Annotated in this window: 21 protein-coding genes, 1 tRNA gene and 1 pseudogene; 9 read left to right on the forward strand and 14 right to left on the reverse strand. The window is 51.5% G+C overall.

The window, feature by feature from the left end; genetic code table 11:
* The first annotated feature begins 424 nt into the window (after positions 1-424).
* The 5 genes from nadB to H8L32_RS08595 all read left to right on the forward strand — a co-directional run bounded on the left by nadB (position 425) and on the right by H8L32_RS08595 (position 7,501).
* Positions 425-2,032, forward strand: coding sequence for an L-aspartate oxidase (gene nadB / locus H8L32_RS08575; RefSeq protein ID WP_186946729.1), 1,608 nt, complete (start codon positions 425-427; stop codon positions 2,030-2,032).
* A 228-nt stretch (positions 2,033-2,260) separates the two neighbouring features.
* A complete protein-coding gene (locus H8L32_RS08580) occupies positions 2,261-2,932 on the forward strand; it encodes an ABC transporter ATP-binding protein (protein WP_186946730.1) in 672 nt (223 codons plus the stop codon).
* Positions 2,933-2,952: 20 nt separating this feature from the next.
* Positions 2,953-5,031, forward strand: coding sequence for an HlyD family efflux transporter periplasmic adaptor subunit (locus H8L32_RS08585; RefSeq protein WP_186946731.1), 2,079 nt, complete (start codon positions 2,953-2,955; stop codon positions 5,029-5,031).
* On the forward strand, positions 5,028-6,269 hold the full coding sequence (locus tag H8L32_RS08590) for an efflux RND transporter periplasmic adaptor subunit (protein WP_186946732.1): 1,242 nt from the start codon (positions 5,028-5,030) through the stop codon (positions 6,267-6,269). Before H8L32_RS08585 ends, H8L32_RS08590 begins: the two co-directional genes overlap by 4 nt.
* A complete protein-coding gene (locus H8L32_RS08595) occupies positions 6,266-7,501 on the forward strand; it encodes an ABC transporter permease (RefSeq protein ID WP_186946733.1) in 1,236 nt (411 codons plus the stop codon). The genes H8L32_RS08590 and H8L32_RS08595 overlap by 4 nt, the downstream gene beginning before the upstream one ends.
* A 119-nt stretch (positions 7,502-7,620) precedes the next feature.
* Here the strand turns inward: H8L32_RS08595 and nadC are convergent, their stop codons facing one another.
* The 4 genes from nadC to H8L32_RS08615 all read right to left on the reverse strand — a co-directional run bounded on the left by nadC (position 7,621) and on the right by H8L32_RS08615 (position 13,819).
* The gene (nadC, locus tag H8L32_RS08600) at positions 7,621-8,487 is read right to left on the reverse strand and encodes a carboxylating nicotinate-nucleotide diphosphorylase (protein ID WP_186946734.1); all 867 of its coding nucleotides are present in this window, start codon (positions 8,485-8,487) and stop codon (positions 7,621-7,623) included.
* Positions 8,488-8,528: 41 nt separating this feature from the next.
* Positions 8,529-9,659, reverse strand: a complete 1,131-nt coding sequence (nadA, locus tag H8L32_RS08605; protein WP_186946735.1) for a quinolinate synthase NadA — start codon at positions 9,657-9,659, stop codon at positions 8,529-8,531.
* Positions 9,660-9,791: 132 nt separating this feature from the next.
* Positions 9,792-11,843 carry a M13 family metallopeptidase gene (locus tag H8L32_RS08610; protein ID WP_186946736.1) on the reverse strand — a complete coding sequence of 684 codons (2,052 nt, stop codon included), beginning with the start codon at positions 11,841-11,843 and terminating at the stop codon, positions 9,792-9,794.
* A gap of 38 nt (positions 11,844-11,881) precedes the next feature.
* Positions 11,882-13,819, reverse strand: a complete 1,938-nt coding sequence (locus tag H8L32_RS08615) for a CocE/NonD family hydrolase (RefSeq protein ID WP_222619282.1) — start codon at positions 13,817-13,819, stop codon at positions 11,882-11,884.
* Between the two features lie 296 nt (positions 13,820-14,115).
* On the opposite strand from H8L32_RS08615, the gene H8L32_RS08620 reads away from it, so the two are divergent.
* Positions 14,116-14,550 carry a hypothetical protein gene (locus H8L32_RS08620; protein ID WP_186946738.1) on the forward strand — a complete coding sequence of 145 codons (435 nt, stop codon included), beginning with the start codon at positions 14,116-14,118 and terminating at the stop codon, positions 14,548-14,550.
* Between the two features lie 118 nt (positions 14,551-14,668).
* On the opposite strand, the gene H8L32_RS08625 is transcribed toward H8L32_RS08620, so the two are convergent.
* A complete protein-coding gene (locus H8L32_RS08625; protein ID WP_186946739.1) occupies positions 14,669-15,625 on the reverse strand; it encodes a chemotaxis protein in 957 nt (318 codons plus the stop codon).
* 62 nt (positions 15,626-15,687) lie between these two features.
* Positions 15,688-17,058, reverse strand: coding sequence for a nucleotide 5'-monophosphate nucleosidase PpnN (gene ppnN, locus H8L32_RS08630; protein ID WP_222619283.1), 1,371 nt, complete (start codon positions 17,056-17,058; stop codon positions 15,688-15,690).
* A gap of 229 nt (positions 17,059-17,287) precedes the next feature.
* On the opposite strand from ppnN, the gene H8L32_RS08635 reads away from it, so the two are divergent.
* A tRNA-Met gene (locus H8L32_RS08635) sits at positions 17,288-17,364 on the forward strand.
* Between the two features lie 171 nt (positions 17,365-17,535).
* Here the strand turns inward: H8L32_RS08635 and H8L32_RS27695 are convergent.
* The 6 genes and pseudogenes from H8L32_RS27695 to H8L32_RS08665 form a co-directional block, all read right to left on the reverse strand.
* Positions 17,536-17,772: pseudogene (locus H8L32_RS27695) on the reverse strand (VOC family protein); the annotation flags it as partial.
* Between the two features lie 117 nt (positions 17,773-17,889).
* Positions 17,890-18,417 carry an SMI1/KNR4 family protein gene (locus tag H8L32_RS08645; protein ID WP_186946741.1) on the reverse strand — a complete coding sequence of 176 codons (528 nt, stop codon included), beginning with the start codon at positions 18,415-18,417 and terminating at the stop codon, positions 17,890-17,892.
* Between the two features lie 109 nt (positions 18,418-18,526).
* Positions 18,527-18,970 carry a hypothetical protein gene (locus H8L32_RS08650; protein ID WP_186946742.1) on the reverse strand — a complete coding sequence of 148 codons (444 nt, stop codon included), beginning with the start codon at positions 18,968-18,970 and terminating at the stop codon, positions 18,527-18,529.
* Positions 18,971-19,045: 75 nt separating this feature from the next.
* Positions 19,046-19,708: a DUF3108 domain-containing protein gene (locus H8L32_RS08655; protein WP_186946743.1), complete on the reverse strand. Its 663-nt coding sequence runs from the start codon at positions 19,706-19,708 to the stop codon at positions 19,046-19,048.
* Between the two features lie 74 nt (positions 19,709-19,782).
* On the reverse strand, positions 19,783-20,109 hold the full coding sequence (locus tag H8L32_RS08660) for a hypothetical protein (protein ID WP_186946744.1): 327 nt from the start codon (positions 20,107-20,109) through the stop codon (positions 19,783-19,785).
* A gap of 287 nt (positions 20,110-20,396) precedes the next feature.
* On the reverse strand, positions 20,397-20,771 hold the full coding sequence (locus H8L32_RS08665) for a VOC family protein (RefSeq protein WP_186946745.1): 375 nt from the start codon (positions 20,769-20,771) through the stop codon (positions 20,397-20,399).
* A 643-nt stretch (positions 20,772-21,414) separates the two neighbouring features.
* Here H8L32_RS08665 and H8L32_RS08670 point away from each other — a divergent pair.
* Complete coding sequence (locus tag H8L32_RS08670) at positions 21,415-21,642, forward strand: hypothetical protein (protein ID WP_186946746.1); 228 nt, start codon at positions 21,415-21,417, stop codon at positions 21,640-21,642.
* Between the two features lie 39 nt (positions 21,643-21,681).
* Here H8L32_RS08670 and H8L32_RS08675 read toward each other — a convergent pair whose 3' ends face one another.
* Both H8L32_RS08675 and H8L32_RS08680 read right to left on the reverse strand, forming a co-directional pair.
* On the reverse strand, positions 21,682-22,482 hold the full coding sequence (locus H8L32_RS08675; RefSeq protein WP_186946747.1) for a LytR/AlgR family response regulator transcription factor: 801 nt from the start codon (positions 22,480-22,482) through the stop codon (positions 21,682-21,684).
* Entirely contained in the window at positions 22,479-23,516 is a 1,038-nt protein-coding gene (locus H8L32_RS08680; RefSeq protein WP_222619284.1) for a sensor histidine kinase, read from the reverse strand. Before H8L32_RS08680 ends, H8L32_RS08675 begins: the two co-directional genes overlap by 4 nt.
* Before the next feature lie 196 nt (positions 23,517-23,712).
* On the opposite strand from H8L32_RS08680, the gene argH reads away from it, so the two are divergent.
* The gene (gene argH, locus H8L32_RS08685) at positions 23,713-25,107 is read left to right on the forward strand and encodes an argininosuccinate lyase (protein WP_186946748.1); all 1,395 of its coding nucleotides are present in this window, start codon (positions 23,713-23,715) and stop codon (positions 25,105-25,107) included.
* Positions 25,108-25,291 lie beyond the last annotated feature (184 nt).

Here is a 25,291-nt window from a genome sequence, read left to right on the forward strand (position 1 = left end):
GAAATCTGCATCCGGTATTAGAGCAAGCCGTAAAGCCTTGTGTCAAGCGGTTTGCACGCTTTCTGACCAAGTTTGGCGAAATGTGATTTACTTATTCGTTTTTTCAGCTTGCTGACGGTAAAGTTACTGTGCAAAAAATCAGTTAGCTGCGCGTTTTTGCTATATGGAAAAGCTACCCGCTTTGCCATACTGATTTAGAATATGACAGACCTGAAAAACAAGAGCCAGAAATCAATGAGACCCGGAAGCGCATCTGCCGCCCATCCTTCATGCAGACAGCAAGCCGCAACCCTATTCCTTCCTGGGTATATAGTATGGCTTTAAGTTATAGGCAAAATTCAGTTCCATGCATGATGTGCCAACCAGCACACAGACACTGACATCGCCTGATCACCACACCATTCACCTCTATTCACATCAGATAATGAAGAATTTTGACGTAGCAATTGTTGGTAGCGGACTTGCCGGTCTGTCTGTCGCCCTGCATCTGGCGCAGACACGTAAAGTCGCCATCATTTCCAAACGCGAATTACTCGACGGTGCCAGTAACTGGGCACAGGGTGGTATCGCAGCCGTACTTGATTCGCATGACAGCCATGAACAACATATTTCCGACACGCTGATTGCAGGCGGCGGACTATGTGACGAAGGTGCAACCCGCTATATCATCGAACACGGTCGTGAAGCCATAGACTGGCTGATAGAGCAAGGCGTTCCCTTTACCCGCGATGAAGAAGCAGAACTCGGCTTTCACCTGACCCGTGAAGGCGGGCATAGCCAGCGCCGCATCATTCATGCTGCAGATGCGACAGGTCATGCGGTCCAGGTCACACTGGAACAAAAGGTACGCAATCACCCCAATATCAGCCTGTTTGAACATCACTATGCAATCGATGTCATCACTTCGGCCAAGCTGGGCGACACCTCACCCACACCTCACTGTCTGGGCTTGTACGTGCAGGACGTTAAAACCGGTGAAGTACATACCTTCGCCGCCCAGCACACGGTGATGGCAACCGGTGGTGCCGGCAAGGTTTATCTGTACACCACCAACCCGGACACAGCTACCGGCGACGGCATCGCCATGGCATGGCGTGCTGGCTGCCGGGTAGGCAATATGGAATTCATACAGTTTCACCCGACCTGCCTCTACCACCCTTTTGCCAAATCATTCCTGATTACCGAAGCAGTACGTGGCGAAGGCGGCGTATTGAAATTACCAGCCGAAGCCGGCGCATCCGCCGGCAAACGCTTCATGACCAGTCATGATGAGCGCATGGAACTGGCACCACGCGATGTGGTCGCCCGCGCCATCGACTTTGAAATGAAAAAACGCGGCCTGGATTATGTCGAACTTGACATTAGTCACCAGCCGCCGGAATTCCTGAAAGAACATTTCCCCACCATCTATGCACGCTGCCTGGAACTGGGCATAGACATCACCAAACAGGGCATACCGGTCGTGCCTGCGGTCCATTTTACCTGCGGTGGCGTGGTGACTGATACCGATGGCCGCACCGATCTGCCTGGCTTGTATGCCGTAGGTGAAACTGCCTATACTGGTCTGCATGGCGCCAATCGCCTGGCCAGCAATTCTTTGCTGGAATGCCTGGTAGTTGGCCGCGCTGCTGCCAAACATATCGAAGCACAAGAACGCTCCAGCGTGATTGCCTTGCCGGACTGGGATGAAAGCCGCGTATCCGATGCCGATGAAGAAGTCGTCATCGCCAATAACTGGGATGAATTACGTCGCTTCATGTGGAACTATGTCGGCATCGTGCGCACCACCAAACGACTGGAACGCGCCAAGCACCGCATACGCTTGCTGAAGGAAGAAATAGACGAATATTATGCCAACTTCCGCATCACGAATAACCTGCTGGAGTTACGCAACCTGGTGGAAGTCGCCTCACTGATCGTCAATAGCGCGCTGTCGCGCCGAGAAAGCCGTGGCCTGCATTTCAGTCGCGACTACCCGGATACCCTGCCCAAAGCCCTGCCTACGGTACTCTCGCCCAAGCGCAAAAAATAAGTCGCACCGGCCTCGCCATCAAGTTGCGTGCTTGCGCATCTTGATGGCAACATCACCAGCTCCCCCGCCCTCAGTCATCTGATTTTTTATCGCGCAAGCGGATAGACGTTTGACAAATAAACTTGGCACAGTGATACTGCCCGACGCCGCCTTTATTTCATGCCTTGTATCGCAAAAAAGTGAAGCATTACGGTCAGACTGATTGTCCATACACAGATAAAAATTCGAATGATAAAACTGAGTCAGGTACGCAAAACCTATAAACAGGGTGGCAATGAAATCCGGGCGCTGGATGGCATAGACCTGCATATCGCAACAGGTGAATTTGTCGCCATCATGGGCCCTTCCGGTTCGGGCAAATCCACCTTGCTAAATGTACTTGGCGCACTGGATAAACCCGATCAAGGCAGTTACCTGCTGAACCAGGATGAAATCAGTGCCATGGATGACGATGCCGCCTCAGAAGTGCGGAACCGTAACATAGGTTTTGTGTTCCAGTCTTTTCATTTGCTGCCACGCCTGACCGTGCTGGAAAACGTATTGCTGCCGCAACGCTACAGCAAAGCGCCCGATGCGCAGGCAGAATCGCGCGCCCGCCAGTTACTCGATCGCATAGGCCTGGGGCAACGCATGGACCACAGACCCGGTGAATTATCCGGTGGCCAGCTACAACGTGCGGCAATTGCCCGCGCCCTGCTGAACCAGCCTGCATTGCTGCTGGCAGATGAACCCACTGGCAATCTCGATTCCAAAAGCGCCGCCGATGTATTGAGCCTGCTGGGTGAACTTCATGCCGGCGGACAAACCCTGGTGCTGGTCACCCATGACCCCGCAGTCGCGGCAAAAGCACAAAGAACCATCCACCTTGCCGATGGCCGTGTTGCAGAGGTGGTTGCATGAAGAAAAGTTCAAGTATATCCATGCGTACCTTTGCAGCATGGTGTCTGCCTGCGACACTACTGATCGTCGGCCCCCTGCTGGCAATTACATCGCTGGCGCAGACCAGCACATCTTCGCCATCGGCAACGTCTGCTGCATCGGCCGGCACAGTAAAAACCAGGCCGGTACTGCTGACCGGTGAAGTCATCGCCAAAGATTCCCAGGCCATCTTTGTGCCACCGTCCAACTCATCCCCTGTCGTCTTGCGCAATTTTGTGGCGGAAGGCAGCAAGGTCAAAAAAGGCGATTTGCTGCTGCGCATAGAAACACCCAACAGTTCCAACATCGAACAACTGATCATAGGTATAGACCAGACGCGCGCAAAAACCGAAGCCGAAGTCGCCAAACTGGAAGTAGCAGCACTGGAAGCGGAAAAAAACCTGGTCACTGCCAAGGCCGCACTGGCCAAGGCGCTGGTCGATGCAGCACTGCCAAAATCGCAGATTACAGCACTGGATTTCGACAAATACCAGGCAGAGAAAGAACGCGCCGAACGCGATCTGAAAGTCAAACAACTGGCCTTTGATGATGGCACTGCCGCAGTCAACAGAAGAAAATCTGATGGTGATCTGGAACTACAAAAGCAGCAGGTCAACGTGGCTTACCTGAAAGCACAACTGGCGCGGTCGGAAGTGCTCGCCAGTCAGGATGGCATTGTCGTACACGGCTACAGCGCCTGGCGCGGTGAAAGACTGGAAGAAGGCTCCAGCGCTTTTCCTGGTAATGTCGCGGGCCAGGTCATGGGATCCGGGCAAATGGAAGTCAAGGCATGGGCACTGGAAGCCGACAGAATCTACCTGGCCGAAGGCCAGCCGGTACAACTGACATTTGATGCACTGCCAGGCGTGACGATCCAGACCACCATCACCACCATATCGCATGCGCCAGAAGAACATACGCGCTGGGGTTATGGACGTTATTTCAGGGTAGATATCAAATTACCAGCGCAACTGGGAAATTATGCCCTGTCACCCGGCATGAGCGTGCTGATAGAACCTTTGCAGACAGCAAAAAAATCTGCATCCGCATTACCACTGGCAACCAAGGCAGCCAAGGCAGCCAAGGCAGCGAAAAACGAAACGGCCAGTGAAATTACCATAGAAGGCGACATACAGTCACGTGTAGTCACCCCTATCGGGCCACCTTCCATTCCCTACATCTGGCAATACACCCTGGCGCAAATGGCGCCGGAAGGCAGCATCGTCAAAGCAGGCGATGTGCTGGTGATGTTCCAGGCATCCGAAGTGCCAACGCAGTTGGCCAACCAGAAAAGCCAGTTGAATGAAAAACAGCGGGCCATGGAAAAACTCAAACTGGAACACGCTGAAGCAGAAAAAGCCGCTGACCTGGCGGTTGCCGAAGCACAAAGCAATGCTGAAAAAGCCGCCAGAAAAGCTACCATGCCGAAAGAACTGATACGTCGCATAGACTATGACAAACTGGTGATAGAAAAATCCCTGAATGCCGATCTGGCGGCCTTATCAGTCAAATTGCGCGCTACCCAGATTCGTGCCCGCAAGGCAGAAAAAATAGGACTGGAAACAGAAATCGCACAATTGCAAGGCAAGATAGATGTGCTGGCAAAAGGTCAGAAAAATCTCACCGTTATTGCCAAAAAACCCGGCATGATGATCTACAAAACCAATTTCAGCGATGACAAATTCGCTGTCGGCAGCCAGGTCTGGGTAGGCATATCCGTAGCCAGCATTGCCGATCCGGATAAGTTATTTGTCTCGGCCAAAGTACCGGAGGCACAATCCAATGCCATACGGGTGGGGCAAACAGCGCGCATCAATATTCCCGGCGCAAACCTGACCCTGGCTGCCCGCGTGACTGGTTTGAGCACGGTATTCCACAGCAAATCCACTACCCAGCCCATTATCGTTCGTGATGTGGAACTGGAGTTTGAACAACCTCCCAAAGGCTTGAAACCTGGTGCCGCCGTGCAGGCAATTCTCTCAACGGCCAACTCAGCAGCGAGCTCAACTGCAAGTCCAACTACAGCAACACCCGGTGGTGCCAGCCCGGCAGTCAAAGCTGGCGCGGAGAAAAAATCATGAGCGCAAAAATCATCTCCTGCCTGACGCTCACCCTGATGACATGTGCAGCCTGCAGCAACCAGCCAGAATCGGCACAAGTTGCCACTGAAAATTTTGCTGCACGCAACTGGAAAGAAAGCATCGTCGTCGATGGCGAAATCATTGCCGCCAATAAGACGCCGCTGACTGTGCCAGGCGAAGGCTGGGATAGCCGGACCCTGATAGAAATGCTGCCAGAAGGCAGCCTGGTCAAGAAAGGCGAAGTCATTGCCCGTTTCGATGCCCCCAGATCACGCATGGAACTGTCACAGGCCGAGCTGGAATTATTGCGCAAATCCCTGGCCGAAGAAGGCATACAGGCCAGCGATACCAGCAGCCGTTCCAGTCTGCTGGCCGACAGTGCCAAGGTACAAACCGACCTGCGTCTGAGCGAGCGTTATGCAAACGCCGACCTGGCTGTTTTTTCACGCAACAAAATACTGGATGAGTTGCAAGACGCTGGCTTTCTGAAAACCAAGCGCGGTTACCTGGACTGGAAAACTGGCCAGGTACAGGCCCGTAGCGCAGCAGAACAGGCCGTACTGGGCTCGCAAAAAGAAAGCGTTACCCTGAATGCCAATCAGCACCGCAAGAACCTGAATGCACTGGATTTGCTGGCCCCACATGACGGCGTATTTTTATTGCAGTCAAGCTGGGACGGCAGCAAACCCCAGATCGGCGCCAGCAAGCGCCCACGGGAAGAATTTGGTTCCCTGCCCGACCTGGAACAACTGGTCGCCAATTTCAATATCGAAGAAGGCCGCACCTTTGGCCTGAAACTTGGCCTGCCCGTGAAAGTACGCCTGGCTGGCAGCGGCAAGGAAATTGAACTCAGCATCACCAAGGTAGGCAATAGTGCCAGCGCCATGTCACGTGAATCACCGGTGAAATTCATCAACTTTGAAGCCGCATTCAAAAAAGAACAGGCGCAGGCACTGGGGCTAAAGCCCGGTCAGGCACTGATAGGCACCGTCAGCCTGATCAACCAGGCCAATGCCATGACCCTGCCCAATATTGCGCTGGTGCAGGATGGCCCCAATTTTTCTGCCTATGTCAAAGAAGGTGATCAGGTCAAAAAGCAGGCCGTCACCCTGGGGCTGCGCGGCCCGGCCAGGAGTGAAATCAAGACCGGCATCAGCAACGGCGCGCAGGTGGTTTTGCTGCCTGAAACAAAAGACAAAGACAAAAACAAAGAAACAACCAAGGAAAAGAAATCATGAACCGCGCCCTGATCCTTGAAGCCGTCAACGAACTGCAAAGACGCAAATTACGTACTGGCCTGACCCTGCTGGGCATGATATTCGGTGTCGCTGCCATCGTTGCCATGCTGGCCGTGGGTGAAGGTAGCCGACGCGAAGCATTGCGCCTGGTGGCTGAACTGGGGCTGGACAATGTCATCGTCGAAAGCAAGCAAATCGATGACAAACGTCTCAAAGAAATTCGTACCCGTTCGCTGGGCCTGTCTGCCGCCGATGCCGATGCCGCCCTGTCCGTCGTGCCGGGTGCCAAAGCGGTGGCACTCAAGAAAGAAATCAAGGTGGATCAGCTTGCCAGTGGCAGCCTGGTCGTCACGGCCCGCGCTTTTGCGGTATCCAACAGCTATGCCGAACTGGGTGGACTGCAACTGGGCCAGGGCCGCTGGCTGAATGAGGATGACGATGCCAGCCTGGCACCGGTGTGCGTGCTCGGGCCACGTCTGGCACATAAATTATTTGGAGACAATAACCCCATAGGCGAACGCATCAAACTCAATCACGCCTGGCTGGAAGTGGTGGGCGTGCTGGCCGACCGTGCCCTCAGCAAGACCGAATTTGAAGGCGTGAAACTGGGCCTGGATGATGAACGCCTGTTCGTACCCTGGCAAACCGGACGCGCCCGCTTCAACTTCACCATGCTGGAAGATGAAGTCGATGGCATCAGCCTGCGTCTGGATGGCAAAACACCGCCCGATATTGCTGCCCGCGTCCTGCAAAACCTGATAGAGCAAAGACATGCCGGGACTGATGATACCAATCTCATCGTACCCATGGGCCTGTATCGCCAAAACCAGCAAACCCAGCGCATCTTCACTATCGTGATGAGCTCTATCGCTGCTGTTTCACTGCTGGTAGGTGGCATAGGCATCATGAACATCATGCTGGCGAACGTGCTGGAACGACGCCGTGAAATCGGCCTGAAGCGCGCCCTGGGCGCACGTAAACGCGATGTGATTGAACAGTTTTTGGCAGAAGCCCTGGTGATTGCCTTTAGCGGCGCCATCCTGGGCGTGATACTGGGTGCCATCGCTGCTTACAGCATTGCCGCCCTGGCAGGCTGGTCAGTCGCCTGGTCACCCGTCAGCCTGATTGTCGCAGTCAGCCTGTGCGTCGCGGTAGGACTGGGCTTTGGGGTGTTTCCGGCACGGCAGGCTGCGGCGCTGGACCCGATTGCGGCATTAAGGACGGATGGGTAAGGGGATGAGTAAGCGGATGGGCAAACAAAAAGCAGGCAAGAAGCTTCGCCCATTACAACCAAAGCTGCTTGCACTTGGTTGAAAATTGGCGAAGCGCGTTACATGTTAACTATGCAGTTTCAAACGATCCGCAAAGAATAGTCCGTCGCCTTGATATCCTTGGTCAGACTACCGATGGAAATGCGGTCCACGCCAGTTTCGGCGATCGCCCTGACAGAGGCATGATCAATCCCGCCAGATGCTTCCAGCAAGGCGCGGCCAGCGGTGATGGCCACGGCTTCGCGCATCATGGTGGTGTTGAAATTGTCCAGCAAAATAGAGACGGCTCCGGCATTCAGTGCGGTCTGCAATTGCTCCAGGGTTTCCACTTCTATTTGTATGGTCACACCGGCATTCAGGCTCAGTGCCTTTTGCATGGCTTCAGCTACGCCACCGGCAGCGGCGATATGGTTTTCCTTGATGAGGATGCCATCGTATAAAGCCAGGCGCTGGTTCTTGCCACCACCAACACGGACAGCGTACTTTTGCGCCAGACGCAGACCCGGCAAGGTTTTACGGGTATCGAGTATCGCGGCTTTTGTGCCGGCGATAATGGCAACGTATTTGCTGGTGGCCGTTGCCACGGCAGACAGTAATTGCAGGAAGTTCAAAGCAGAGCGTTCGGCTGTCAACAAGGCTCTGGCAGGTGCCTTGATTTTGCAGACGACCGTGTTTGCCTTCATCTGTGCGCCTTCGGCATATTGCCAGTCCACTTCGATGGTTTCATCCAGTGCCGTCATCACGGCACCAAACCAGGGGGCGCCACACAGGATCGCATCTTCACGCACGATGACTTGTGCCTGCACCACTTCATCAGCCGGCACCAGCAAGCCAGTCAGGTCGGCAGCACCGACATCTTCGTCCAGTACATCGCTTATATTGCGTTCAAACGCTGTTTGCAAATCCGTGTCAAAGGGAAAATGCGTATTTTTCAAATTACCAGGCATCGTTAACTAACCTCAGTTTTATTTTGTGGTATTTGCGGCATTCAGGCCGGACCTATGCCGGAAAACAGTTTGGCTTCTTTCGCCAGGTCACCTGAAGGACGCACATTGGCTTTTTTGGCAGCAGCAAAATCCAGCATGCGGTCTATACAGACCCTGGCTTTTTGCCCGACTATGGGGTCAACCTGGATTTCATTGTTGCCGTTTTCCAGCACCTGCACCAGATTGCGCAAGCCATTCATCGCCATCCAGGGGCAATGTGCACAACTCTTGCAGGTCGCGCTGTTGCCAGCGGTAGGGGCAACGATAAAACGTTTGGTTGGTGCAGCCATCTGCATCTTGTGCAGGATGCCATTGTCGGTAGCGACGATAAATTCATCTGCATCCAGGGTCTGCGCTGCATGGATCATTTGCGAGGTGGAACCCACCATGTCTGCCAAGGCAACCACGGCAGCCGGCGACTCAGGATGGACCAGGATTTTTGCATTCGGATGTTCAGTCTTAAGCACATCCAACTCTATACCCTTGAATTCATCATGCACCAGGCATGAGCCCTGCCATAGCAGCATATCGGCGCCGGTCTGTTTCTGGATATAGCCACCCAGATGCTTGTCAGGTGCCCAGAGTATTTTTTTACCCTGCGCATGCAGGTGCGCAACAATGTCCAGGCCTATGCTGGATGTCACCATCCAGTCAGCGCGCGCCTTTACTGCGGCACTGGTGTTGGCATAGACAACCACGGTACGGTCAGGATGGGCATCGCAAAAGGCAGCGAATTCATCAGCCGGGCAACCCAGGTCCAGCGAGCAGGTTGCATCCAGGTCTGGCATTAAAATGGTTTTTTCAGGGCTGAGTATTTTTGCGGTCTCGCCCATGAACTTGACACCGGCCACGACCAGGGTTTTGGCGGGATGGTCACGGCCAAAACGCGCCATTTCCAGTGAGTCAGAAACGCAACCACCAGTTTCTTCTGCCAGGTCCTGCAATTCGGCATCGACATAATAATGCGCAACCAGGACCGCCTGTTTTTCCTTCAACAACTGACGCACCCTGGCTTTCAACTCCAGCCTTTCGATGGCGGAAGGCGCATCAGGCACACGTGCCCATGCATTGGCGGTACAGCTACTGCCTACATCCATTTGCGGACGTTCAAATTCGACAACTTTGGTTTCCATATGGTCCATATAGCCTACATATCTGGAGTGCAGCCAGACAGTGTGCTGCACTCTGATGACAAGAAATATTGACAGCTCAAAGGCGATTCGGTAACTGCCCCCAAGCTGCATTCCAGACCATAGTATACGCTCTTACCAGATATTTACCCGGGTCGCTGCCGGGCGCAGTGGAGAACGCTCACCCTTGCACTGGAATGCATCAGAAAATTCTGGCATGTTTGCCAATGGTGCGATGACGCGGTATTTGTCTGGTGAATGCGGATCGGTTGCCAGAGACATACGCAACATTTCATCCCGTACCAGGCTGCGGAAGCTTTGCGCATTGGCAACAAAAAAGCGTTGATCTACTGTCAGACCATCTATTTCTTTGGCCTGTGGCTTGTGCTCGAGCGACTTGTGCAGCGCTTGCAGGGCAATTTTCATCCCGCCCAGATCGGCGATGTTTTCACCGGCAGTCAACTTGCCATTGATATGCAATTTATCAATCGGATTAAATTCGTCAAACTGCTTTTCTATGGCCTTGACGCGCAGCAGGAATCTTTTCTCATCTGGCTTGGTCCACCAGCTTTTTAGATTGCCTTCTGCATCATACTGACGCCCCTCATCATCAAACGCGTGCGTCAGTTCATGGCCAATGGTGGCACCGGTATTGCCATAATTGGCGGCCGGATCGGCATTCACATGGTACAAAGGCGGCTGCAGTATGCCCGCAGGGAACACCATTTCATTCATGGTGGGATTGTAATAGGCATTCACCGTCTGAGGTGTCATACCCCATTCGTTCCTGTCTATGGGCTTGCCCAGCTTGGTCAGGTTACGTTTGAATTCAAATTCGGACGCGCGTGCGATATTGGCGGCGTAGGAGCCGGTGTCGATCTGCAAACCGCTGTAATCACGCCAGGTATCAGGATAGCCTATCTTGACGATCAGGGTATCGAGTTTTTTGTATGCCTGCTGCTTGGTCGTATCTGACATCCATTCCAGCTTGCTGATGCTGTCGCGCATGGCCAGCTTGATGTTACCCACCATTTCCAGTACACCTGCCTTGGCTTCAGGGCCAAAGAATGCAGCAACGTACAATTCGCCCATGGCTTCACCCACCATGTTATCAATCGCACTCAAGACGCGTTTCCAGCGCGGTTGCAACTCTTTGGTACCAGCCAGGGTTTTGCCATAGAAATCAAATTTCGCGTTGACAAAATCTGCACTCAGATCACGGGCACTAGCGTTGGCAAGTTGCATACGCAAATAGGTTTTCCACTGATCCAGGCTGACACTCTGCACCATACGCCCTGCTTCGGCGATGAACTTGGGGTGTGCCAGATTGAATTGTCCAGGCTGGGCCAGACCCAGTGCGTTGAAATAGGCGGCCCAGTCGGTTTTCTTGTCGCTCTTTTGCAAGGCGCTCAAATCTGTCAGATGATAACTGGCTTGTGGATCACGCAACTCCACCTTGGTCAGCGAAGCCTTGGCAAGGCGAGTTTCCAGCGCCATGACAACCGCTGCATTACGCCTGGCCTGATCTGGCGCATCGCCCAGCAGGCCAAAGATCTGTGTCACGTAAGCCTGGTATTTGATCCTTATATCTTTGGTTTTGGCATCGTTTTTCAGATAATAATCACGGTCAGGCAAACCCAGGCCACCCTGCATGATTTGTGGAATATAACGTGTCGTATTTTTTGCATCCTGATCAACTGCAAAATTGAACAGTGGCATCACACCCTGTTTGTGCAGACCGGCAATCACCGTCAGCAATTGCTGGCTATCCTTGATGGCATTGATTTTTGCGAGTTGTGGTTCCAGCGGTTTTGCACCCTCTTTTTCTATCTGCGCCTCGTTCATGCCGCTGGCATAAAAAGCGCCGACCAGTTGCGCTGCGCGACTCTTGCCGTCGCCCTTGGCAGCGGCCTCTGCAATCTGTTTCAGAGCAAGCAGATTTCTCTCTGTAACTTCATCGTAAGCGCTGTAACGTGCGCGGTCTGCCGGTATGGGATTAGCTTTCAGCCACTCACCATTTGCGTACTGGAAGAAATCCTTGCAGGGATCGGCCTTTTTATCCATGGCCATGGATTCCAGCACCAATTGATTGGAGGTGGCAGTTTGCGCCATCGCCAGATTGCCCACACATGTAAGCCCCACCAGACTGGCCAACAGACTACGCTTGAAAATATTTTTTGTTTTCATCTTTTTATTTCCCTCTTTTTCTTTTTAGTTTATAGCTTTTATTGTGGCAATACTTGTACTGCTATCCCTGAATACTGGCCGGGCGAACGATACACCCTCTGCGTCGCCTTCTGGAAATCTTCAGGATTGGCCTTGGGAATGTCCATGAATTTTTGCGGATTCAAATCCACCAATGGAAACCAGGTACTTTGCACCTGCACCATGATGCGATGGCCACGGCGGAAGGTATGCTGGATATCGGGCATGTTGTAGCTGATTGCTGCTACCTTGCCTGGTACAAAAGGCTCGGGCTTTTCAAAACTGTTGCGGAACTTGCCGCGTAAGGGTTCACCCCTCACCAATTGCTGGTAACCCGCCATGGTGACTGAAGGGGGCGGCACATCATTGGCCCGTTCACGCACTACCTGTTTGTCTGGATAAGTGGGTGGATAGACATCGATCAATTTCACGATCCAGTCAGCATCCGTGCCGGAGGTGGATACAAACAGTTTTGGATTGACCGGCCCGACCAGGGTCACGTCTTCATCCAGTGGCGCGGTCTGATACACCAGCACATCTGGCCGGGTGGAAGCAAAACGCTGGTCAGACACCACATATTCACGTGGCGCACCGGTTGCAGCATAGGAAATAAAAGGCACGGGCTTTTTGGGGTCACTGATGTATTCATCAAAAGTGTTGAATTCAGTCTGTGGTTCTTTCCAGCTCAGGCTGCCATCATTGCCAAAATACAGAGTGCGTTTTTGTGCCTGCTGTGGTGGCCAGCTGGCATATTCACGCCAGACATTGGTGCCGGTTTCAAACACGGTCACCTCTGGCAGGGCCTTGCCGGACGCACCTTTCAAATGCTGCTCAAAGAAAGGGAAGACGATATTCTTGCGGTAATACTCGCCCGTCTTAGTTTCAAAATTTACACTCCCCAGCGACTTGCCCTCTGCCCCACCCCAGGCACCATGCGACCACGGCCCCATGACCAGGCCATTGTAATACCCCTTGTTATTGTTTTTGATACTGTGATACGTCGTCAGTGGCCCTTGCGGATCTTCCGCGTCATACCAGCCACCGACAGTCAGCACGGCAGCCTTGATGTTTTTCAGATGGGCAGCAATATTCCTGCTTTTCCAGAAATCGTCATAGCTGGTATGTTCTATCGTCGGTATCAGCAACTCGCGCTGTTTGTCTGTCAGTTGTGCCGTGATGTTTTTCAGGCTCATGTGCTTGAGGAAAAACTCATAGCCGTCCGATGTACCAAAATCAAATGACTCCCAGCGCTTGGGCAAGGTGGTAGGATTTTTTTCTATCGTGAAACTGGAATAAAATCCGAAGTTGGCTGCCAGCATGAAGGCACCGCCATGATAAGAATCATCGCCCATGAACAGGTCAGTGACTGGCGCCTGTGGCGACGCTGCCTTGATCGCCGGATGCGAGTCGATGATACTGGCCGAGGTATAAAAGCCAGGATAAGAAATACCCCAGATACCCACCTTGCCGTTATTGCCCCTGACGTTTTTCAGCAGCCATTCAACGGTGTCGTACATGTCCTGGCTTTCCACACCTTCACCAGCCTGCTTGCTGGCTTTGACGTGTGGCGTCATTTCCTGCCAGACGCCTTCTGACATATAGCGGCCACGCACGTCCTGCTTCACGAAGATATAACCGCTCTGATCAAATTCTTTCGATGGCCCCAGTGATTGCGGGTAAAAATCCACGCCATAGTTGGATTGACCGGCGTCATACACTCCGCTGCCGTAAGGCGAACGATTCATCAGGAAGGGATAAGTCTTGCTACTGTCCTTGGGAACATAGACAACCGTGAACAGGCGCACGCCATCACGCATGGGGATCTGATATTCGTACTTGGTATATAACTCGCGTATGGCAGGCTTGGGCGCTTCAGGAGCATCTGCCATGGCAGATTCGGCATGGGCCGGAAAGCTGGCAACCAGGGCAAGCGCGCACAGTGCTGCACATTTTTTCATCAGAAGTCGCATAATATCCTGTATATCTGCTGTATAAACGAAGGGCTAATTTAGAGTCTGGCTCAGAGCGTATTTATTCACTACATGTATCACTTAACTTATGGCTTGATCCTGGCATAGAGAAGACAACGCAGTCCGTCCGCAGTCCGTCAAATTTTGCCCTGCCCCGCAGCGATATCGCCTTTGTCACGGAAGCCCAAGAATAGTAACTGAGTGTAATTCCAGCAATAAGTTTCCAGTTTTCGTCCTAAGCTATAGAATCACCCTGAAATTTGTCATCACATTGTCAGAATATCATGAACATGCTTAAAAGAATTCTTCTTGTCTGTAGTTTGCTGGCCGTGACCTTCCCGGCCATGGCGCACTCCAGCCACTTCCGCCCTCGCGTCAGTCTGGGCATTTCGATTAATCCATTCCCAATTTATTACGGCGCGCGTTATTCCTATGGCCCACGCTACTATCCGTATGATTATTCCTACCCGTATTACAGCAGCGTGGTGATTGCGCCCTCTGTCAGTTATGTGGCACCGGTCACCCGCTATACGGAAGTAATTGAAGAACGCACCTATAGTAGCGACAATGAAAGCAATGTCATCAGGCAGCCAGACATCAACCCGCAAACCAACGTCGGCAAAGACTGGCTGTATTGCCACCAGCCTGACGGCTTTTATCCTGCGATCAAAAACTGCCCGGGCGGCTGGCAACGTGTGCCGGCAGCAAGTTCACGATAGTTACTGACTGGGCGAAAGAATAAAAAAAGGGTGCAATGATGAATTGCACCCTTTTTCGTCTACATCCCAAACACATGCACCACTCGCATCGGCAAAATACTTGCCTTTTTACAATTTCTTATTTTGCCAATACATTGCGTATGGTGGCAGCCAATTCTTCAGCAACGAACTTGGCGACATAGGCATCTGCACCCACAGTCTTGATATGGTCTTCGTTGGTGGCACCAGACAATGAAGAATGAATCACCACCGGCAAGAACTTGAAGCGGTCATCGCTCTTGATTTTACGTGTCAGGGTGAAACCATCCATTTCCGGCATTTCCAGATCCGTCAGTACCATGGATACCTTGTCGCGCACGCCTTTGCCTTCTGCCTGCGCCGCAGTCGCCAGGGATTGCAATTTCTCCCATGCTTCCTTGCCGGTCTTGGTCATGATGAACTGGGCGCCCATTGCTGTCAGTGCCTGTTCGATCAAACCGCGGGCAACCGCAGAGTCATCGGCTGCCAGAATGGCGGAACCCGGTATCATCTGCAACTTGGCACCGATCGTATCCGGATCGACATCCTTGGTATCAGACGGTGTGATCTGGCGCAAGATCTGCTCCACATCCAGCACCTGGGCCAGACGGGTATCTTCAGTATCACCATCCAGACGCGCGATACTGGTCACCATACCACCTGCCGCACTGTTTTCGGCGGACAGAACCTGATTCCAGTCCAGACGAACGATTTCTTCCACCGATTCCACCGCAAAACCCTGGGTAGTACGGGCATATTCAGTCACCAGCATGATATTCAGGCCAGTTTTTGGCTTCAGGCCCACCACTGCCGGCAAATCAATCACAGGAATGATCTGCCCACGCAAATTCACGACTCCAAGCATATGCGGCATCGCACCAGCCATGCCGGTAATGGCTGGCATGGCTACAATTTCGCGCACCTTGAAAACATTAATGCCAAACAACTCGGATCGCTCGCTAACGCCATCTGTACCCAGACGGAACAGCAAAAGCTCAAATTTGTTCGACGCGGTGAGATTGGTACGTTCGTCAACTTCCTGCTGTACGGAACTCATGTCTGTTTTCCTCAAAAGTGATAGGACCTGCCCTATTATCCTACGGTTTGACTGCCACGCAATTACTTTATAACACGGTAGCAAGGGGTATAAGCCTTGCCCGGCAACTTCATACGACTTTGCGCAACAAAGGATGCCAGCAAGGTATCCATTGATGCCATTATTTCACTATCGCCACGAATTTCAAAATGTCCATGTTTTTCTATCGCCCGTATGCCCTGGTTTTTGACATTACCAGCCACTACCCCTGAAAATGCACGGCGCAAATTGGCTGCCAGCAAATGGGTTTCCTGGTTTTTGTGCAAAGCCAGATTACGCATGTTTTCATGCGTAGGTTCAAACGGTTTCTGGAATTCCGCATCAATCTTCAATAACCAGTTGAAATAATAGGCGTCACCCCTGGCCTTACGGAATTCGCGTACTTTCTTGATACCGGCATGTACTTCCTGTGCCACACGGGCCGGATCATTTACTATGATCTGATAATTCTTTTGTGCTTCCGGGCCCAGGGTAGCGGCAATAAACTGGTCAATCTGGCGGAAATAATCTGCCGCGCTTTCCGGACCTGTAAAAATCAGCGGGAAAGGCAACTCGGCATTATCCGGGTGCAGCAAAATCCCCAGCAAATACAAAATCTCTTCTGCCGTACCGGCACCACCAGGAAACACGACGACCGCGTGGCCGACACGCACAAACGCTTCCAGTCGTTTTTCTATATCCGGCAAGATCACCAGATGATTCACGATAGGGTTAGGCGCTTCTGCCGCAATGATGCCAGGTTCGGTAATGCCCAGATAACGGCCAGTGGTCACCCTTTGCTTGGCATGGCCTATGGTCGCCCCCTTCATCGGGCCTTTCATCGCACCTGGCCCGCAGCCAGTGCAGATATCCATGCCACGCAAGCCCAACTGGTAACCTACCTGCTTGGTGTAATCATATTCTGCCCCCGAAATCGAATGCCCGCCCCAGCACACCACCATATTCGGATTCACTTGCGGACGCAGCAGATTGGCGTTGCGCAAGACATGAAACACGGCATCGCTGATTCCTTCTGTTGTGCCCAGATCAAACTTCCTGACATCACCAATTTCAGCCTTGATAAACAGGATGTCGCGCAACACCGCAAACAGGTGCTCCTGTATACCCTTGATCATCACTCCATCCACAAAGGCACTGGCAGGTGCCCCCTTGACATCAAGCTTGATACCACGCTCGCGCTGTACGATGCTGATATCAAAATTCTTATAGCGCTCCAGCAATTCCTTGCCGTCATCCAGGCCACTGCCGCAATTCAGTACAGCCAGCGCGCAACTGCGAAACACCTGATACAGACCGCCATGGCTATTGTCCAGCAATTGCAGCACTTCGGCCTTGGATAACACTTCCATCCGGCCTTCCGGGGAAATCTGGGTGTCGATTACTTCAAATTCCATGACTACTTTTCCACTCCTGAAAATAGCGCACAGGCTTGCTGCGCATGACTATACCGCCAACCATACCGTATATCCATTATGCATGGATTTCTATCCAACTTCCGCAATAGCGATGTTTTTTTGATGCAATAATTTGCGAACAATTGTTGCGGTGCCAGACCGTATAAAAATATTTACACATATTGATTGTAAGCCGCGCCGATGCCATGTACAATTCGCCTCCTTCAGACGCGGGGTGGAGCAGTCTGGCAGCTCGTCGGGCTCATAACCCGAAGGTCGTAGGTTCAAATCCTGCCCCCGCAACCAAATTGACAACACGCCACCGGCTGCGATCAGCAGTTTTTCGGTGGCGTTGTTGTATTCGGCATTGATTTATCATCTCTAGCAGACACATCACGAATCATGCAAATCAGGCATTAGGGCCAGATAAGATTGGTATCGCCAGACTTAGCTCCATTAATTTCCAGATTGGCTGGATCAAGCCTCATGCTCGTGGTACACCGCTTCGATATTGTGGTCATCCGGACCAGTTACAAAAGCCACATAGTACCTGCCCTGATATTGCGAGCGCAAACCAGGCGCGCCGTTATCTCTGCCCCTAGCTTCAAGCGCTGCGTGATAGAAGGCATCAACTTGTTGGCGACTCGCAGCCCGGAAGGCCAGATGTAGATGCGCCGGCTTTTCTTCGGTTTGATACAGGCAAAGTGAAACTTCGTCGTTTGCAGCATGCGTAGGGGTGATTGGTGAAACGTAATCGCACGCATGTCGATGCTGAAAAATATCAATAACCACCAGCAAATCATTTGTGCGGATACGTGGCGCAATTCACACCTACACGGGCTCAAACATTGGTGATGGACTTGGAAATGACACTGGAAATATTTCGCAATGAAGTCGGCGTCTGAGTAGTTGCAACAAGAATTCTGCCATGGACATATCGTATTCCTTCCAGTCTGGGGAACGCGCAGCGTTTACAACGATAGTCCATTTATCTGCTATGCCGGAAGTTTTCCAGAATAGCACGTCCCCATTGTCTGTTGCTGCGAAAGGAAGCAGGCCACCTGGCTCGGGCAATATTGGATACGGAATAGTCTCGTCATATGATTTCAGTTCTTTTAGCACTTTGGATTGCACATCCCGCTGCATTATCAGGTTGAAATTTTCATTCTTTGAAAATGGCGTGAAAATATGCAGGAAGTTATCGATTTTTCCTTCACCAAACTTTTCTACGAACTCTTTGTAGTCAGAGGGAAAACTGTGTTCTAGCTTTTCCTCTGCGGCTATCCATTCGCCGACGTGTGGCGCATCAAGCGGCTTGTCTGGAGGAGATAATATTTTCAGAATTTCTTCGATATACATATTCAAGATTCAATCTGATGAAGGTTTTATATCATCTATTGCAAGTATAGGTGATAGCAAAGTGCGATTAGATCATTTTGATAGGGAGAGTGCGGCGCGGGGGCGCTAATCAAGCAGTAGTGTGCCAATAGAAATGAATATATTCGTCTTCGTACTCTGCAAAAAGATCGACAATAAATTCGGTTTCCATGGAGTACATGAGTAATGCGCCCACAAATTTTCCTGACTGGTTTAGGGGGAACTGGGGCTTAACGATCAGGCTAAAACATTGTTCCGCGACCAATGCGTAGAATTTTTCCTCCGTAATCGGTCTGAATTCTGCCTCTTGCAAATATGGTCCATAGAGCTTTTCACCTCGTGACATTTCCGCAGCTAACCAAAAGCGTATACCATTGTCACCGGGGTATTTGGGTGCACGTGATATATAGATGTTTTCTTCTGAGTCCGGTACAGCAAATGCATCTTGACGATACGTAACAAAATATAGGCCCCGGTAGCGATGAAGCCCGAAGATGTTGATGTCAATTTGGTTTAAGTCGGATTTTGTGAACATATTTAATTAGAATCAGGTGTGTAGCTATGTTGCAAAGCTTGTTGCCGACCTTTTCGCTATCTGTGTAAAGTGGCTCTATGGCAACGGCGATGCTAATGATGCGTTCACCTTCACTTCTTTGAGTTCTTCGGTAATGGTGCTGAGTAATTTGCCATCCGCAGAACGGTATTCTCGAATGGTTTGCACCATCGCTTTGACCTCAGGCGAAAACCAATAGGCCACGGTTATGTTCTCAGGACTTTCATTCAAGCTTTTATGCGTACCTACCCCTTGAATCTTTATAGCGTGATAAGTTCCTGCAGGGACTTTGACAATCTCGTCACTTCCGACGATGTACTTGATCTGATCTTGTGCGCTTTTATAGTCAATTTTGACTTGCCATTCACTTCCCGTTTTCAATCCCTTGCTGCATGAGTTCGTTAAGCCGAGATCGGTTTTACCTACAAAATCTTGAACGCAAATACTAGCTGCAAGTCTTGCAACAGGCTGCCAAATCACTTGGCCAATATCTTTAGCTGCTTTAGCCAAAAAGATAACATTTTCTCCATTATCGTTTTTAAAGGGAGTGATGAACTTGATTTCATTAGAAATATCGGGGCGACCAGCTTGTGAAATTTTTTGAATAAATATCCATTCGTCATTTGCTGAAAATGGTATCAGTTCTGCACTATGTGTGGAGCAGCATATAAACATCGCCCCGAAGAATATTGATTTAAATACGACAGAAATTTTTTTCATAAATAAAAATAAACGTGAACAAAGAGACGAACCTATAACCTGAATTTAGTGCGTAACCCGAACTAGTAGATCTACTATCTGCCTTCCGGCAAGTCTGGTGCGTCTTCGTTGAGGCAAAGCCAGGATTGTGTATATTCTAGAATACCGTCATCTGTCTTACGCCTTTGGAATCCAGTGAGCATGAACCGGCCTTCATTCATCCAAAGTAGACGCGGTTCAAATAACGTCTCTTCATAGGTGCCACGGGTGAAGTGGGCCAAATGAACAAGACGGTGAAGACCCTGGTCGTTGGATTCTGAGATCGTCAACTCTCCCAGGTTGCCGTGATTGAGCCAATCAAATATCTGCTTACGACGCAGAGCAATGCCTGCCCGTCGCGTTTCAAGCAGATGTACTTTCATGATGCGTGCACTGCATAAATAATCAGTATTATGCGTCATTCCCATACACATGCAAGCCTATCGATATGTCAATGCATTGATAACAACTCACGTCTGCACTTACACTCAAGCAATTTCCACCATCAAAGCCCGTTTCATCGCCTGGTACGCAGACATCCCCCCACCACGCCTGTCCGCTAAATAGGTCGCTTTTGACTCAAATATGCGTCACCGGTTATGAGTGGGTACAGTGAGTACAATGAGTGCAGGATAAGGTGGTACCGGATGGCACCGTCCGAATAGAAAAATCAGGCCTCGGGCTCGTGGTATACCGCTTCGATGTTGTGTCCGTCCGGACCAATGACAAAAGCGGCATAGTACCGGCCCTGATATTGCGGACGCAAACCAGGCGCGCCATTGTCTTTACCCCCTGCTTCAAGCGCTGCGTGATAGAAGGCATCAACTTGCTGGCGACTGGCAGCCCGAAAGGCCAGATGTAGATGCGCCGGTTTCTCTTCGGCTTGATACAGGCACAGTGAAACTTCATCGTTTGCAGAAAGCTCTATGCCGTAACTTGGCACTCCCTCAGATACAACGGCGACACCGAGCGGTTCCAGCGCCTTGAGGAAGAAGGCTTTGCTCGCAGCAAAGTCGCTGACTCCGAATTTGACGTGATCAAACATGGCTACCTTTCATTAAGTATGTGCACGCACGAGAAAAGCCTTACATTCAAGCAGCGTTGCTTAACTGCGTCAACCGCCAACTGCAGTAATACCAATCGCAGACCCACAGCCAGAAAGCTACGCGGCCAAGGGCTATTACAAAACAACAAAAAGACATGATAAACAAGCCGCTTATAAAGAACAAACTCGTATAGTCAGTCCAATGTCGCCAATCCAATGCCGATTCAATATTAAATTAGATTAATTGTCAGTGTAAATTCCCGATCGCCATCCCGGCGTTTACTTAAATTTTGGCTATCAAAGTCACAAGCTCCCCAGCCATACTTTATTTCAAACCCGTATGGCTATTTTGCTGCAAATTGTTGATTGGCATGCTATTCTCGCGCCTCAGTTTTATATGTGGCCGCAGTCCGTTATGCGGATATGGATACGCAGATGGAAATCTGGATCAAAGCAGATGACGGTATTTTTTCTGGCGAAGATATATCCAGAATTGTCGACGCATTACTGTCGACGCATTACTACGCCCTCTAACAGTAACGACCAACAGTCGCGACCGGAAGTTTGGCAATTTTTGACAAATGCCTTTTCATTTTTTAGACGACAACAGCCCAACACTTGCCAGCATCACTCATTTAGCCTGATGAAAGACAACAAAGATAACGCCACCCTGGAATTACCGGGCTTTGGTGAACCCCTGCCGGTCGCGCCCGAGCCGAGAAAAACGCTCAAGCTGGTACCGCGTCAGCAAGGCAAGAAGCAAGAACAGCTGGAATTACTGGAGGTCCTGGGGCCGACTGACTGTAGTGGCTTGCCCGCCTGGGTATTCGATGAAAATACAGATCTGACCGGTTTGCCGGTCTGGCGCTAGTCTGGTGTTAAGCCATCACCATGTCTGCAACAACTACATTTACACGCGCACCAGCGCCTTGATGACCGGCCATTGCCGGCGTGAGATCGGTAGACGTTCGGCAGCGCCAGACACTATCACCTGCCAGGATTCGGATGCCTTTTCCTGACCGGCTTCAGCATCCACTACCTGCACTGCCCTTTCCACACCACTGATTGCCGCGCGTGTTACCAGAGCATTTCGATGCACTCTGACCAGCAGGTCGCCGAGTTCGGTTTCGATGGATGTCAGCGATTCTTCCACCAGATATTCACGCTGACTGGTATGCAGGGTAACGTATTTCTGTTCCGCTTTAAGGAATAGCACTTCAGTGACCGGCACCAGCAAGATACGCCCTCTTTCCAATACTGAAAAATGCTTGCGTCTGGTAATTGCATTCTCACCGGCCAGCGGCAAAGCCGCAGGATGTCCATCGCGGATTTGTTCGGCGGCACGCCGGATGGCATCCTGCAAACGGCTGGCACGCACGGGCTTCATCAAGTAATCCAGCGCATGCACTTCAAATGCCTTGACGGCAAATTCGTCATACGCAGTCACAAAAATAATGGAGGGTGGACGAAAACCAGCCTGATGCCGGGCCAGATGCTGCGCCAGTTCTATGCCGCTCATGCCCGGCATCTGCACATCCAGCAACAGGATATCGGGTTGCAGACTGGCGAGTTGATCCAGTGCTGACATGGCGTTTTCTGCTTCACCCAGTACGGATGTCGGACAATCTGCCTGTATATCAGACAGCAAGGTCATCAGCCTTTGCCTGGCTGGTGCTTCATCGTCAACGATCAATATCTTGGGAATCTTCATCTCTTGGCTGGAAAATACAGTCTTACTTCAAATTGCAGTTCTTTCACACCGTACTGAAGCTGCGCTTCGATATCATAGAGCAAACTTAATCGCTGCCTGATGTTTTCCAGCGCCATTTGGTTACCAGATGTTAAATTGGCGTTTTCATGATACGGATTGGTAACGATTATTTCGACCTTGTCCACCACACGCCCCAGCTCCACTCTGATCAGCGCAGGAGTAACCGAAGGCTCAACCCCGTAATGCACGGCGTTTTCCAGCAAGGGCTGCAAGAGTAATGAGGGTATTTCGATTTCCTGCATTTCTTGCTCACTCAGCCTGTCACTGACCCACTCTATCTGCAGACGTTCACCCAGGCGTATTTTTTCGATAGCCAGATACTGTTCACACAGACGCAGTTCATCGCGCAGGCTGGTCATGATGCGGTTGTCGCGCATCAGCACACGAAACAGATCGGCCAGATCTTCCAGCATCAACTCTGCGCGACGCGGTTCAGTACGGATCAGCGCCAGCGCCGTATTCAGGCTATTGAACAGGAAGTGGGGGCGTATGCGTGCCTGCAAAGCCTGCAGCCGGGCTTCGCCCAGTGCGGGTGAAAATGCACGGGCACGCAATTCAAAATACTGCTGAAACGCCAGGCCCAACAAGAAGCAGCTAAACATCGCAAAATTGATATCAAAGCGCGGGAAGCTGTATTCAAACCATTCCATGTTTTTCAGATACAGCAAGAACAAGCCGGCAATCGCCGCTGGCAGCAAGCCGCATAACAAGCGCTGCAACCAGGGCTGAAAAGGAAAACGCATGGCCAACCTGCGCAGATTGCATAGCAATAACAGGGATACCAGGCTGATGGTTTCCAGCAGGATGGCACTTTCCAGAAAATTTTGCAGCATCAGGCGCCAGTCATCGCCACGCGCCGACAGCACCAGCAAGCCCAATACATTGACAGCCACCAGCACACGGGATATCACGCCGACATTGCAGCAATCGGGGATCAGCGGCTCATCTTGTGGCAAGGGATTTTTTGTCGTCATTCTTGTTTCATTGAGATGGAGCGCAAGCGCAAGAGACACTGACTATGCCTGCATGCCGGGTCAAATTTCATAAAAAACTGCAAAACCTGTCATTTTGCACCAGGCAAACCCCAAGTCCCGGGCTATTGCAGGCCAAAATCTGGGATAATCTGCACCAATCTTTAAGCAAACGCAGCCAAATTGGCAAACTATTACTATGACATCACAATTCAATAAAAAAAGCGAGGCATGGTCTGCCCGCTTCTCGGAACCTGTCTCAGATCTGGTGAAACGCTATACCGCGTCGGTGTTTTTTGACAACCGCATGGCTGCTTTTGATATCCAGGGGTCGCTGGCCCATGCAGAAATGCTACAGGCTCAACAAATCATCAGCACCCAGGATTATGCTGATATACAGCGTGGTCTGACACAGATACAGTCAGAAATCGACAGCGGCAAGTTTGAATGGCTGCTTGATCTGGAAGACGTGCACCTGAACATAGAAAAACGTCTGACCGAACTGGTGGGCGATGCTGGCAAACGCCTGCACACCGGCCGTTCACGCAATGACCAGGTCGCAACCGACATCCGTCTGTACATGCGCAGTGCCATCGACAATATCGTGGTATTACTGGCTGATTTCCGTAGCGCCTTGCTGGACCTGGCAGAAAAAAATGCCGATACCATCCTGCCGGGCTTCACCCATATGCAGGTGGCGCAGCCAATCACCTTTGGCCATCACATACTTGCCTATGTTGAAATGTTTGGCCGTGACAGTGAACGCATGCTTGATTGCAGAAAACGTGTCAACCGCCTGCCACTGGGCGCAGCCGCCCTGGCTGGCACCACCTTCCCCATCGACCGTGAACGCGTCGCCAAAACGCTGGGCTTTGACGAAGTCTGCTATAACTCGCTCGACGCCGTATCCGACCGTGACTTCGCCATCGAATTTTGCGCTGCTGCTGCACTGATCATGACGCATATCTCTCGCATGTCGGAAGAGCTGGTGATCTGGATGAGCCCACGCGTCGGCTTCATCGATATCGCTGACCGTTTCTGCACCGGCTCATCCATCATGCCGCAAAAGAAAAACCCTGATGTCCCTGAACTGGCGCGTGGCAAGACTGGCCGCGTCAATGGTCACCTGATTGCCTTGCTGACCCTGATGAAAGGCCAGCCACTGGCCTATAACAAGGATAACCAGGAAGACAAGGAACCTCTGTTTGACACCGTCGACACCGTCATCGACACCCTGCGCATCTTCGCTGACATGGCCGGCGGCATCAGCGTCAAGCCGGAAGCCATGCGTGCCGCCGCACTGCAAGGCTATGCCACGGCCACCGACCTGGCCGATTACCTGGTCAAGAAGGGTCTGCCTTTCCGCGATGCCCATGAAGCCGTGGCACTGGCCGTGCGCACCTGCGTAGACAAGGCATGCGACCTCAGCGACATGTCACTGGAAGAATTGCGTGCCTTTTCCAGCCTGATCAATGAAGACGTGTTTGAAGTGCTGACACTGGAAGGCTCGGTTGCGGCCCGTAACCATATCGGCGGTACGGCACCAAACCAGGTAAAGGCAGCGATTGCCCGCGTGCGCAAGCAACTGGCATAAATTATCATCGCTACACAAACAACAGTCCCAACACATACCAGCCTGCCTGTTCACACAGGCGCTGGCGTGTGCTGCCATTCTCCGGCACGCCATTTCCAGACTGAAAAACGGGCCTCATCAGTAGTACTACTTAAGTAATGGATATTGCATCGCAGCATGGCGTTTTATTGCTGCTGAGGTTGCC

Origin of the sequence: Undibacterium hunanense, from assembly GCF_014284335.1 — a bacterium.
Taxonomy (GTDB): Bacteria; Pseudomonadota; Gammaproteobacteria; order Burkholderiales; family Burkholderiaceae_D; genus Undibacterium; species Undibacterium hunanense.

Excerpts from the sequence above, each read along its gene's own strand:
- H8L32_RS08645 (WP_186946741.1), bottom strand. The coding sequence starts at position 18,417 with ATGTATATCGAAGAAATTCTGAAAATATTATCTCCTCCAGACAAGCCG.
- H8L32_RS08580 (WP_186946730.1), top strand. The coding sequence starts at position 2,261 with ATGATAAAACTGAGTCAGGTACGCAAAACCTATAAACAGGGTGGCAAT.
- H8L32_RS08660 (WP_186946744.1), bottom strand. The coding sequence starts at position 20,109 with ATGAAAGTACATCTGCTTGAAACGCGACGGGCAGGCATTGCTCTGCGT.
- ppnN (WP_222619283.1), bottom strand. The coding sequence starts at position 17,058 with ATGGAATTTGAAGTAATCGACACCCAGATTTCCCCGGAAGGCCGGATG.
- H8L32_RS08585 (WP_186946731.1), top strand. The coding sequence starts at position 2,953 with ATGCGTACCTTTGCAGCATGGTGTCTGCCTGCGACACTACTGATCGTC.
- H8L32_RS08625 (WP_186946739.1), bottom strand. The coding sequence starts at position 15,625 with ATGAGTTCCGTACAGCAGGAAGTTGACGAACGTACCAATCTCACCGCG.
- H8L32_RS08665 (WP_186946745.1), bottom strand. The coding sequence starts at position 20,771 with ATGTTTGATCACGTCAAATTCGGAGTCAGCGACTTTGCTGCGAGCAAA.
- H8L32_RS08620 (WP_186946738.1), top strand. The coding sequence starts at position 14,116 with ATGAACATGCTTAAAAGAATTCTTCTTGTCTGTAGTTTGCTGGCCGTG.
- H8L32_RS08670 (WP_186946746.1), top strand. The coding sequence starts at position 21,415 with ATGAAAGACAACAAAGATAACGCCACCCTGGAATTACCGGGCTTTGGT.
- argH (WP_186946748.1), top strand. The coding sequence starts at position 23,713 with ATGACATCACAATTCAATAAAAAAAGCGAGGCATGGTCTGCCCGCTTC.
- H8L32_RS08610 (WP_186946736.1), bottom strand. The coding sequence starts at position 11,843 with ATGAAAACAAAAAATATTTTCAAGCGTAGTCTGTTGGCCAGTCTGGTG.
- H8L32_RS08675 (WP_186946747.1), bottom strand. The coding sequence starts at position 22,482 with ATGAAGATTCCCAAGATATTGATCGTTGACGATGAAGCACCAGCCAGG.
- H8L32_RS08655 (WP_186946743.1), bottom strand. The coding sequence starts at position 19,708 with ATGAAAAAAATTTCTGTCGTATTTAAATCAATATTCTTCGGGGCGATG.
- H8L32_RS08680 (WP_222619284.1), bottom strand. The coding sequence starts at position 23,516 with ATGACGACAAAAAATCCCTTGCCACAAGATGAGCCGCTGATCCCCGAT.
- nadC (WP_186946734.1), bottom strand. The coding sequence starts at position 8,487 with ATGCCTGGTAATTTGAAAAATACGCATTTTCCCTTTGACACGGATTTG.
- H8L32_RS08650 (WP_186946742.1), bottom strand. The coding sequence starts at position 18,970 with ATGTTCACAAAATCCGACTTAAACCAAATTGACATCAACATCTTCGGG.
- H8L32_RS08615 (WP_222619282.1), bottom strand. The coding sequence starts at position 13,819 with ATGAAAAAATGTGCAGCACTGTGCGCGCTTGCCCTGGTTGCCAGCTTT.
- nadA (WP_186946735.1), bottom strand. The coding sequence starts at position 9,659 with ATGGAAACCAAAGTTGTCGAATTTGAACGTCCGCAAATGGATGTAGGC.
- H8L32_RS08590 (WP_186946732.1), top strand. The coding sequence starts at position 5,028 with ATGAGCGCAAAAATCATCTCCTGCCTGACGCTCACCCTGATGACATGT.
- H8L32_RS08595 (WP_186946733.1), top strand. The coding sequence starts at position 6,266 with ATGAACCGCGCCCTGATCCTTGAAGCCGTCAACGAACTGCAAAGACGC.
- nadB (WP_186946729.1), top strand. The coding sequence starts at position 425 with ATGAAGAATTTTGACGTAGCAATTGTTGGTAGCGGACTTGCCGGTCTG.